This is a genomic window from Neisseria sp. 19428wB4_WF04 (assembly GCF_015235335.1).
Taxonomy (GTDB): Bacteria; Pseudomonadota; Gammaproteobacteria; order Burkholderiales; family Neisseriaceae; genus Neisseria; species Neisseria musculi.
In genome coordinates this window covers 18,089-27,666 of sequence record NZ_JADGLG010000033.1, presented here as the reverse complement: position 1 = coordinate 27,666, position 9,578 = coordinate 18,089, and the positions used below count along the sequence as shown (strand labels likewise).

7 protein-coding genes and 1 tRNA gene are annotated in these 9,578 nt (G+C 51.6%); 5 read left to right on the top strand and 3 right to left on the bottom strand.

Annotated elements, in window-relative coordinates; translation table 11 throughout:
* Positions 1-235: 235 nt before the first annotated feature.
* The 5 genes from IR141_RS08230 (at position 236) to IR141_RS08210 (ending at position 6,074) form a co-directional block, all read left to right on the top strand.
* On the top strand, positions 236-1,717 hold the full coding sequence (locus tag IR141_RS08230; RefSeq protein ID WP_228068197.1) for a hypothetical protein: 1,482 nt from the start codon (positions 236-238) through the stop codon (positions 1,715-1,717).
* A 150-nt stretch (positions 1,718-1,867) separates the two neighbouring features.
* The gene (locus tag IR141_RS08225; protein ID WP_194198387.1) at positions 1,868-3,190 is read left to right on the top strand and encodes a hypothetical protein; all 1,323 of its coding nucleotides are present in this window, start codon (positions 1,868-1,870) and stop codon (positions 3,188-3,190) included.
* Positions 3,187-4,596, top strand: coding sequence for a hypothetical protein (locus IR141_RS08220; protein WP_135035798.1), 1,410 nt, complete (start codon positions 3,187-3,189; stop codon positions 4,594-4,596). The genes IR141_RS08225 and IR141_RS08220 overlap by 4 nt, the downstream gene beginning before the upstream one ends.
* A 214-nt stretch (positions 4,597-4,810) precedes the next feature.
* Positions 4,811-5,251 (top strand): hypothetical protein, encoded by a 441-nt coding sequence (locus IR141_RS08215; protein WP_135035795.1) that lies wholly within the window; start codon positions 4,811-4,813, stop codon positions 5,249-5,251.
* 145 nt (positions 5,252-5,396) lie between these two features.
* Positions 5,397-6,074 carry a hypothetical protein gene (locus IR141_RS08210; protein ID WP_135035792.1) on the top strand — a complete coding sequence of 226 codons (678 nt, stop codon included), beginning with the start codon at positions 5,397-5,399 and terminating at the stop codon, positions 6,072-6,074.
* A gap of 197 nt (positions 6,075-6,271) precedes the next feature.
* Here the strand turns inward: IR141_RS08210 and IR141_RS08205 are convergent.
* From IR141_RS08205 to IR141_RS08195, 3 genes are all read right to left on the bottom strand, one after another.
* Positions 6,272-6,347: transfer RNA gene (locus tag IR141_RS08205), tRNA-Asn, on the bottom strand.
* A gap of 634 nt (positions 6,348-6,981) precedes the next feature.
* Positions 6,982-7,188, bottom strand: coding sequence for a YbdD/YjiX family protein (locus tag IR141_RS08200; protein WP_135035789.1), 207 nt, complete (start codon positions 7,186-7,188; stop codon positions 6,982-6,984).
* Entirely contained in the window at positions 7,178-9,250 is a 2,073-nt protein-coding gene (locus IR141_RS08195) for a carbon starvation CstA family protein (protein ID WP_135035786.1), read from the bottom strand. Before IR141_RS08195 ends, IR141_RS08200 begins: the two co-directional genes overlap by 11 nt.
* Positions 9,251-9,578: the final 328 nt, after the last annotated feature.

Below are 9,578 nucleotides of genomic sequence, written 5' to 3'. Positions count from 1 at the left end.
TGGAGCGTCTGACTTATTGCTGCGATATTTTTGAGACGGGCAATGATTCTTACCGGATGAAACACCGCTCATAGGGTGGCTCAATTTTAGACCACAACTGTGGCTCAGTTTTGGAATGGAATTGACACGCTATGCGAAGCCCGACCCGGAAACGGGGGTAAAGCCGCACGCGCTTTGGCATAAGCATGTGCATAACGTTGATCTTGACCCGATGCAGTGTTTGAAAATGCAGGAAATGGACGACAAGAAAAACACGGTCGATTTTTCCTGCCGACGCACGGGCAAAACCGCGGTGAAAGAGATGTATTGCCTTGAATATTTGGCAACCCACCCTTTCCAAGAAGAAGGGATTGTGGCGCCGCGTTTGCAGCAGAGCCAAACGAATCTGATGTATCACTTGGATGCGATACGACGCTCGCCGATTCTGACGGGCTACATCGCTCATAAAAACGGCCGCCGCCAAATGGCCGACCTGCGCTACCAGTTTGAAAACGGCAGCAAGGCCGTCTGCTACGGGATTATGAGCCAGATCGACGGCGACGGTTTGAGCATCGGCTCGCTGGAAGAAATCGATGATATGCCTTCAGACCGCCTGTTTTCACGGTTTCTGCCGATGTTGGGTTCGGCGCGGCGCTTGGGTGTTGATTCAGGCGTGAAGTTCGACCCGCAGATACGCATTACCGGCGTTTACAAGGGCGCGGATGTGCTGTCTGAACTGATTAATACGGGCGGCTACCACATCTTGCCGCCGGTGGACGTGTATCTCGGCATGGAGCTTGGCATTCTGAATCAGGCTTTTATCGACGAAATGAAAGCGCAGTTGCCCGAAGCCGAATACCTGCGGCAGTTTCTGTGCATGAATGTGGCGGCACAAAACTGGATTTGGGAAAAATATATACGCCGCGCGATGGCGGTGGGGCTGCAATCCGGCATTCAGGCGGCCAGCCCGTTGCCGGGCGGGCGTTATAAGAAGCGCGGGCTGTTGAGTTTCGGTTATGACCACTCGGGGCACGGCGAATCCGCCCATGCTTCCAAGTCTGCGCTCGTGGTTTGCGAGCAGATTGGGAATTTTGCCACGTTTCCGTTTGTGAAAACGTGGCCGGCCGGCACGGACGATGCGGTGGTTCAGCGGGATTTGCTCGGATTTTGGCAGTATTTTATGCCGGATTACGCAATGGGCGACGCCTACGGTTTGGGGATGCTCACCGGTCTGAACGACCAGCTTTTTGCGCGCGGATTGACCGACATCGACCGCCGCACCATCGGCGACGGGCAATCTACGGCATCGACGTGGCAGCATTGGCCGTTTGCTCCGATACGCTTCGAGGGCATGGTTAAGCACAATATGGCCAGTCTTTTAAGACAGGCGTTTCATAATAATCAGGCGGCAATCCCTTATGTGGACGACGGCTCGGACGCGCTGAAAACGAAAAACGACGCCAACACGAGCTGGGGGCCGAGCGTGCTGGATTTGGTGCAGGCAGAAAGCTCCGATTTCGCTGCCTTTATCCGCCAGCTCGGAAACATTAAGGCGGAGCCGGCGAAAGGCTCGGCTTACAACTCTTATAAGATGGCGAATCCGAAAATAGGCGACGATATGTTCGATGCGGCCTGTGCGGCGATTATGGCGCTGCTGACTGCGGGGGCGGAAACCTACGTGCCATCGGTGATTCAGACGCGGGCTGTGTCGCAGATGGATTTGTTGGGGATACGGTGATGAGTGGTTTAAGCGATGCGGAGCGCGCCCGGGCGGCGGAAATGAAACGGCAGTGGATTGACGCATTCGGAGATGACAGCGTTATCCGTGAACTGTATAAGGCCGGCCTGATAGAAGGCTGGCGTGATGTGCTATCGGTGAGGAAATTAAATGGGAATAATGAACCGGCTGTTCCGCCGGAAAATGGAAACGGCGGTTGAAAAGCCGCTCGAACACACGGAAATCGGTATGCGCACCACGCCGGAGCGGGCGACGCATCTCGAATATGCGTGGGAAGGCATAGACTACCACCACCGCGCGGTGGTGGCGGATATCCGCCGAATGGACAAAGAAGACGGCCGTATGAAACGTATCCACAACCGTGTGGCGCGGGACGTAACGCGCGGCGGCCTTGTGCTGCTCCAAGCCACGGAAAACGAGCGCATTAAGAAAGAGTGGCAGGCGTTTGAGCAGCGGCTCGAGCTGAACAATGCGCAGAAGCTGAAATCGGACGCACGCGGCTTGGTGATGGAAGGCAACCTGCCGATACAGTGGGTTTTAAACGATGCGGCGCAGGTGGCGCATGCGGTGCGTATGCCGTCTGAAACCATACGCCCGAATGTTTTGCCGAACGGCCAGTTTAGAGATGTTCAGACGGCCTATGCCCAACACGATTACCGCAGCGGCAAAGATATTGCGACGTTTGCGCTTTGGCAGATGACGCTGGCGCGGCTCGACCCCGACAACTACGATGATTTATCTTGTTTCGGGCGGCCTTTTATGGATGCGAGCCGCGAAATTTGGCGGAAACTCCGCATGACCGACACGGATTTGGTTATCCGCCGCCACCACCGCAGCCCGATGCGGCTGGCTCATGTGCTGGAAAACGCCACCCGTGAAGAGATGGAGCAATACCGTGAAGCGACCGAAGCCAATAAAGACCTGATTACCACCGATTTTTATCTGAATAAAAAAGGCGGTGTGGCAGCCGTTCAGGGCGATGCAACGATGGGCGAAATCGGCGATGTGGTTTACCTGCTCGATTCGTTTTTTGCCGGCAGCCCGCTGCCCAAAGGCTTAATGGGCTACACCGACGGCATGGCGCGGGATATTCTCGAAGACCTGAAGCGCGACTACTACGACGAAGTCGACCAGTTGCAGGACGTGTTGGCATGGGCTTATACGCAGGGCTTCCGCCTGCATCTGCTGCTTCAGGGCATCAACCCCGACGGGCAGACTTTCAATATTACCTTCGCCGAGCGCCGCACCGAAACCTTGAGCCAAACCACCGACCGCGCGCTGAAACTGCAAGCATTGGGTATGCCGCAATCGATGATTTGGGAAGAAATGGGTTACAACGCCGGCGACGTGGAAAAACGCCGTACAGACGATGCGAAGCGTTACGACCCCTACCCGCAAACCGGGCAGAAAGTGAGCATCACGCCGGGGAATGCGCCTAAAGGCGAGAGTGCCACCAGTGTGAGCAACCGATGAGCAAGGCCGAAAAAATACGGAAAGCCACGCTGGCCGCCATTGTCCAGCGCGATGCCTATGTGAACAGCACGACCGATGATGTGGCGGAGATGTATCGAAAAGCGGCCGACGATATGGCGGTAATGATACGCGGCGACGACGGGCGGCGGGTGGAGCCTGCCGAGCTGCATTTTCTGCTGTCTGCGATGCGGTCTATACTGCAAAGGCTGCATGCCCGCCGAGACGAGCGGCTGCATAACGACCTGACCACACTCGCAGTAATGGCCGGTATGCCGTTTTCAGACGGCCTGAGTTTTTCACGGCGCAGCAAGCTGGCAGATGATGCTGTGAAATTTGTACGAGATTTCGTATATTCAGACGGCCTGCAACTTTCAGACCGGCTTTGGCGCTTGAGCCGCCATGCCGCCGATACGGTGGCCGAGCATCTGAAAGCGGCGGTTGGCAACGGCGACGATGCTTTTCACGCCGTGATGGGCAGTTTGGGCAGCGGCGCCGATGTGCCGCCGCATATCGCCAAAGCCTACGATGCCAGCCGCGCCGGCGCGCTGCGGCAAAGCCTGCGCGATATTATGACGGGAAGCCCCGACCCGGCCACGGGCGGCGGCGTGGTGTATCAGGCGGAGCGGCTGTTCCGCACCGAGCTGATAAGGGCGCACGGCGAAGCCTATATGGGCATGGCGTTCGAAACCGCCGGCGTGCGCGGCGTGCGCTTTATGCTTTCGCCGCGCCACCCGAAGCCCGACATCTGCGACACCCACGCTTCGGCCGACCTGTACGGCTTGGGCGCAGGGGTGTATCCCACCCGTGAAAGCTGCCCGTGGCCGGCGCACCCGAATACGTTTTCTTATGTGATGGCAGTGTTTGATGATGAGGCCGGTGGTTCTGGGAAAGACAAGGCCGAATCATCTGCGAAAACCCAATACCCATCTGTTTATGAGGATTCTTTCAACAAATCCTATCAATCTTTAAAACATCATGTTGATGTGTTGAAAGCCCGTGGAGCCGATACGGACAGGTTACGGCGCGAGCTTGGACAGAAAAAGCGGTGGGTTGCCGCCGGCCTGTCTTCGGAGCAGAAATCATGGCTGAACACTCAGGCCGGGTATGTGTTTGTGTCTGACGAAACTTTAATCAAACAGTTTGCCCACCATGCCGGGCAGCCTGTTTTTATGAAACACTATCTGAATTTGCAGCATCTGATTGATAAGGCCCAGGTGGTGGCGCACAGTAACGAAAGCTCGGTGATGTTTTTTCAAGAAGATGAAAGGGTGATGAAGGCGGTGTTGAAAACAACCCGCGACGGCAGCGAAGTATATTTGACTTCATTGCACGTTTCAGACATGAAGACGGTGAAGCGGGCACTGAAAAAAGAAACCGTATTCAAAAACGAATACGGTTCTTTATAGCAAGAAAACAGGCTGCGGCCGGGCTGGGAATCACCGGCACGCGCTCGCAATGGCTACGGCCCCCAGATTATCACCGTGTTTCACAGCCTGCTTGCTACGTTTTCAATATAGTGCCTGCTGCGTGGTTTGTCAAACTTAAAGGCCGTCTGAAATTTCAGACGGCCTGTTTTTTGGATATAATTGCAATTGTAATATTTTTATCCGGTGTAACGTTATGAATAAATGGTTATTGCCTATTTTTTTGTTGGGTTTATCTGCTTGTTCCGATCATGAAATCAAACCGCTTGAAATCCGGTATCCTGTGAATGTTACCGATTCTGAAAAACAGGATTTGAGTTATGCTGCTCACCGTCTTGCGGCAACTTGTTACAATGTTTTTTCGAAGCCTGAATCTTTTTCAGGGGTATCGGTTTCTACCCGGGAGGCGTCTCCTGAACAGAAAATCATTTATGGATGGCATAAGGTATCTGAAGTTTCGCTGACGCTTGATAATCATCCTGATTTTGGAAAGGCAATTAGACATAATTGTTCGTTTCATGTTGGTGATGGCCGCCGCACTGGCGTTGTTGCAAAATCAAGCTGCATGGAAGACGCCTGCCGCTTTAGGCCATTGGAAGATGGCGCAGGTTGGGGGAAGTTCTACGAATTTAATTAGCCGAAATTCTACACAGGCCGTCTGAAACCATTTTCGCGACATCAGGAAAATGGTTTCAGACGGCCTTTTTTCTTGCCTAAAATCATACTGTTTTACATCCTTAATACCGCTTAATCTTGGCCTTATCTTGAATACGGATAAGGCCATGTTTTCTTTTCCCCGCATTATCAAACTTTCCGAATCCACCCGCACCGAGCCGCTGCGCGTGTGCTCCGCTCCCGCGACCTTGCCGCAATCGGGCAAGAAAACGTCGTGGGTAACGATTACGCGCGTGGGCAGCTTTACCGACCCGCGCTACGGCCGCTTTGAAATTACCGCGCCCATGCTGTTGAGCATGGTGAAGAATTTTGAAGACGGCGTGGTTGGGCAGGACGTGTTTTTAGACGTGAACCACAAGCCCGGCGACGGTTCGGCGGCGAAAATCCTGAAGCTGTCGGTTGAAGGCAACCGCCTGCGCGGGCTAGTGGAATGGACGGATTTCGGCTTGAAAGCCGTGAAAGAACGCGGGTTTACCTATCTCAGCGCCGAATATCACGAAAACTGGCAGGATAACGAAGCCGGCCTGTTTCACGGCGCTACCCTGCTGGGCGCAGGTTTGACGGTGCGGCCCGTTATCAAGCGCCTTGACCTTGTAACGCTGTCGTGTAAGGCCAACGGCTCGACCTTTGTTTTGTCGGAATTGACCAACGATTTGATTACGAAAGCGAATGCCCCAAATATGGAGGAGATACTCGCCTGTGCAAAATCTTACACTGACCGTGAAACTTTGCTGATTGAAAAACTGGAAAGCATCGACAAAGGACCTGAATATACACCAATATAGTGATGTTGACCTGAAGAGCAACGTGAATGTGCTGAAGGGTGTAATTATGAAATCGAAGTCATCTGAAAAAATTTGGACAATGCTACAGCATTTTATTGATCAAATCAACGTGTGCGATGATGGAATCATGATCCACTACCGCAGTTAATTATTAAAGAAAAATGCCCTGAACCAAATGTGGTTAGAGTATGGATATTTGGCTCCCCAACCTGGGCTCGAACCAGGGACCTGCGGATTAACAGTCCGTTGCTCTACCGACTGAGCTATCGGGGAAATAGAGTCAATTATAGCGATGATTTGGAAAGTGTCAATATTTTTTACGTTATTTTTTTACCTTAAACACCAGTAAATCGAATCGGGAGTCTAAGAATCAAAATTAATTTTAAAGGATTCCTCTCAGCATCTTCATCCCAGCATCTTCAACAGCATGCTCAGCATAGCCCAAAAAGATTCGGTACCGTTGATATACTGTGTACTACAGGCAAACTTATTATTGCCATAGTTATTCCTAAATAATATTTTGCAAAGCTATACCGACCCATTTTGGATATCTTCAGTATAAACTACGTTTTTAACCGCAATATGACCTCGGATGGCCTTCTACAATGTAGGTTTGGATGCATCCGAAACAGTTCCTATATAAACTTACCTTTGCATTTTAGGATGAAGGGAGCGATGATTTTACCGCCCGCACCAAGCCGCACTTAGTACCGAAAAATTCCATGACACCACCTCAAAATATCTGCCACCAATGTTCACAAGCTAAGTACCGATGCAATATATTGGGGAGTGCTTCCCAAACCCCGTGAATAAATTATAAGACATTTAATCAGTATCTATTGCAAAGCCGTCTGAAAAACACCCTATACAAAACAAGTATCAGGGTGTTTTCAAATTGGAAACCATATTAGCAACAACGCCCTCCTGAAGAGCCGCTGCGACGCTTGCTACAATAGTCCCGAAACTGCAACTCGGTCATTACAGGTGCATTGGGATTATGCTTACGTTGCCGAGTCACATAGTTTTGATAATCCGGTATACCAACTATCAGGCCGATAGTAAGACGGGTAGTTTTCCAAGTATTTTTTATACGCTGCAGTAGGTTAAAGCTCATTTTGCGGAACCTCATTGCGGTAAACGGGAGGAACTTCTTTAGCGGTAGCCCAAGCTACTTTGCGCGCTTTCCTTGCAACCCGCAATCCGTAAACTGCCACGATTACGACCACAGAAAGAAAAATTATGGTAAGGCCGGAATTAACATAATCATTAAAAGCAATGCGGCTCATTTGGGCAAGATCTTTGGCCGGGGCCAATACTTCACCACGTGCCGCAGCATCATTAAATTTGGCGGCGTGCGCCAAAAAGCCGATTTTCGGATCGCTGTGAAACAGTTTTTGCAGGCTGGCGTAGCAGGTTACGAACAGCAACAGCAGCGCTGGCACCAATGATACCCACACATAGCGTTCGCGTTTCATTTTCACCAACACGACACTTACCATAATTAGTGCCACACCGGCCAGCATTTGGTTACCTATACCAAAAAGCGGCCATAAAGAATTAATGCCGCCCAATGGGTCGGTTACCCCGGTGTAAAGAAAATAACCCCACAATGCTACGGCCATTACGGTGGCAATCAGATTAGCAGGCAGGCTGTCGGTATTGCCGAAAGGTTTAATGAAGATACCGCCCAAATCCTGAATCATAAAACGTGCCACACGCGTGCCGGCATCAACTGCTGTTAGGATAAACAGGGCTTCAAACAGCAAAGCAAAGTGATACCAGAAAGCCATCATGCCGGGGCCTGAAATCAGCTGGCTCATAATGTTGGCCATGCCGACTGCCAAAGTGGGAGCACCGCCTGCACGGGAAAGAATGGTGTGTTCACCCACATCTTTTGCCATTTGCAGCAAAACAGTTTCTTCGATGGGGAAGCCCAGCTGGTTGGTGATAACTTGGGCAGCATTGGCCGTATCTGTGCCGATTAGTGCGGCCGGGCTGTTCATAGCGAAATACACGCCGGGGTCAAGCGAAGCGGCAGCAGCCAATGCCATAATCGCTACAAAGCTCTCCATCAGCATACCGCCGTAGCCAATCATGCGCACATGGGTTTCGTTTTCAACCATTTTTGGGGTGGTGCCTGACGAAATCAGCGCATGGAAGCCCGAAACGGCACCACAGGCAATGGTAATAAACAGGAAAGGGAACAAGTCTCCTGAAAACACGGGACCGGTTCCATCGATAAATTTGGTTACCGCAGGCATCTGAAGTGCGGGGCCGACAATCACAATACCGATTGCCAGCGCAATGATGGTGCCGATTTTCAGGAAGGTAGAGAGATAATCTCGCGGGGTCAGCAGCAGCCAAACGGGCAACACAGCAGCCACAAAGCCGTAAATCATAATTGCCCAAGTAAGCTGGATGCCGTCCAAATCAAAAATATAGGCATAGGAGCTTTGCGCCACATCTTCGCCAAACACAATTGCACACATCAGCAGAATAAAGCCGACTATGGAAATTTCGCCGATTTTTCCAGGACGGATATAGCGGGTGTAGATGCCCATAAACAGCGCAATCGGAATAGTGGCGGCGATGGTAAAGGTGCCCCAGGGGCTGTGTACCAATGCTTTTACTACAATCAGTGCCAACACGGCCATGATAATGACCATAATCATCAAAATGCCGACAGAGGCAATCACACCGGCTACCGTGCCCAACTCCTGCTTGACAATGTCGCCCAAAGATTTGCCGTCTCGGCGCATCGACACAAACAGCACCATCATATCTTGGACGGCACCGGCAAACACCACGCCGAAGATAATCCATAGCGTACCAGGCAGATAACCCATTTGCGCGGCGAGTACGGGGCCGACCAACGGGCCTGCACCGGCAATCGCGGCAAAGTGGTGACCGAACAAAACACCTTTGTGGGTAGGCACATAGTCCAAGCCATCGTTATGCCGCTCGGCAGGCGTAAGCCGATTGGCATCAAGTTGCGCTACATTTTTGGCAATATAAAGGCTGTAAAAGCGGTAGGCGATGCAATAAACGGATATGGCGGCAACCACCATCCATACTGCATTAACCTGCTCACCGCGGCTCAAGGCCAATGTGGTAAAGGCAGCCAAGCCAACCAATATCACAGCCCCCCACAGCAGAAACAATTTAAGCTGTTTCATGTAAAACCTCACGGGATTGTTGAAAGTAGATAAAAGAAGTTTAAACTTAAATAAGTTATTAATCAAAATATAATATTTCACAAAAGCAGTGCAAGAGCCAACAATCTGACTACGGTATTTCCAGTTACACCGCCAGCATCCAAATTTCGACTGCCACCAATAAAGCCAGCCTCTCCGCACCACACATCGCGATGCCCCACCATTTAAAATTCCGGTAGTGATTTTCTGCCGAACGACCACAACGGTGCAGATGGCGGCCAAAAGCCGTTACGCTTTTCGAATCATCTCCGACAGGATAGCGAATCTGTTTTCGCCCCCCCCCCCGATT